Raw genomic sequence first — 1,417 nt, 5'->3', positions numbered from 1 at the left:
GGACGGATTCCTGCCTCGTCGACCCACCCATGATGGCGGTAACGCGCTCGGCATTGGCGCCCGCCGCCTGCCGGAACAGCTCATGGTCATCGGCATGAATGGCGACGACGATCTCGCTGGTCCGCGGGTGAGCCAGAAAAATGTCCAGCGTGTGTGCAATGACGGCAAAGCCGCCAATGTGTTGATATTGCTTCGGTCCGTTGGCCTGTCCGGCGCGCGCACCACGGCCGGCCGCAACGATCACCACCGCGACCTTGCCATCCGTATCCGAAACGTGATTTTCACTTGCGTCAGTCATGCCCGTTTGGTCCTAGCGCACGATCCCGAAAAGTGTAATCGGTTTTCGGAAAGATCGTGCGCTAATGAAATTCCAAAGCGTCCTTTGCGCGTCCTGAGGGACGCGCGGCGCTTTGGTCTCGGCCAAAGCCGAAGGCCAGCATTTTCCCAATTGCGCCTTAATGTGGCGTCATTCCGCGTTGCACATTGCGGCCGATATGGCTAGAGAATGTGCAGCGTATGAAGATGCTTGGTTTTTGTGCATGGTTAACTTGACCCAATTGGCCGCGCGGCTTGACGTCGGCCGCGTGAGAATCCGCAATCGTGTGTTCCTCGCACCGATGTCGGGCATTACGGACGAGCCGTTCCGGCAGCGTGCCCACGCGCATGGAGCGGGCCTGGTCGTGTCCGAAATGGTTGCCAGTGGCGAGCTCGCCAAGGGCAGGGCCGGTTTCAACCTGCGCATACGCCACTCCGGCCTGCCGGTCCATATGGTCCAGCTAGCAGGCCGTGAGGCGATGCACATGGCCGAAGGTGCCAGAATCGCGGCCGGCGAGGGGGCCGACATTATCGACATCAACATGGGATGCCCGGCCAAGAAGGTCACCGGTGGCTATGCCGGCTCGGCATTGATGCTGGATCTCGACCACGCACTGTCGCTGATCGACGCTGTTGTCGGCGCGGTAGAGGTGCCGGTGACGGTCAAGATGCGGCTCGGCTGGGACGAAGGCGCGCTCAACGCGCCGATGCTGGCGCGCCGCGCCGAACAGGCCGGCGTCAGGATGGTGACCGTGCACGGCCGCACGCGCTGCCAGTTCTACCAGGGCAAGGCCGACTGGCGCGCCATCGCCCGCGTCAAGGAAGCCGTGTCCATCCCGGTCGTCGCCAATGGTGACGTCTCTTCGCCGGCGGAAGCGGCCGACATTCTCGATCAATCGGGTGCCGACGCCGTGATGATCGGCCGTGCCCATTATGGCGCGCCCTGGATTGCAGGCGGCATTGCGGCCGCAGCGACCGGCGAGGCGACGCCAAACATGCCACGGGACTCGACGGCGGTCGCCGACTACATCGTGGCCCACTATGAGGACATGCTGGCGCTCTACGGCGCCGAAAGCGGCCTGCGCCAGGCGCGCAAACACCT

2 protein-coding genes are annotated in these 1,417 nt (G+C 63.5%); one reads left to right on the top strand and one right to left on the bottom strand.

From position 1 onward, the window contains the following. Positions 1-298 (bottom strand): 2-C-methyl-D-erythritol 4-phosphate cytidylyltransferase (locus EOD15_RS34265; RefSeq protein ID WP_185929164.1); only part of this gene is annotated, 298 nt, incomplete at its 3' end. A 241-nt stretch (positions 299-539) separates the two neighbouring features. Between EOD15_RS34265 and dusB the strand changes: the two genes are divergently transcribed. Beyond that, on the top strand, positions 540-1,417 hold an 878-nt coding region (gene dusB, locus EOD15_RS34260), incomplete at its 3' end, for a tRNA dihydrouridine synthase DusB (protein WP_127409302.1).

Source organism: Mesorhizobium sp. M7A.T.Ca.US.000.02.2.1 (assembly GCF_003996995.1).
Taxonomy (GTDB): domain Bacteria; phylum Pseudomonadota; class Alphaproteobacteria; order Rhizobiales; family Rhizobiaceae; genus Mesorhizobium.
The sequence above is the reverse complement of the archived record's forward strand: the minus strand, read 5'-3'. Positions and strand labels throughout refer to the sequence as shown.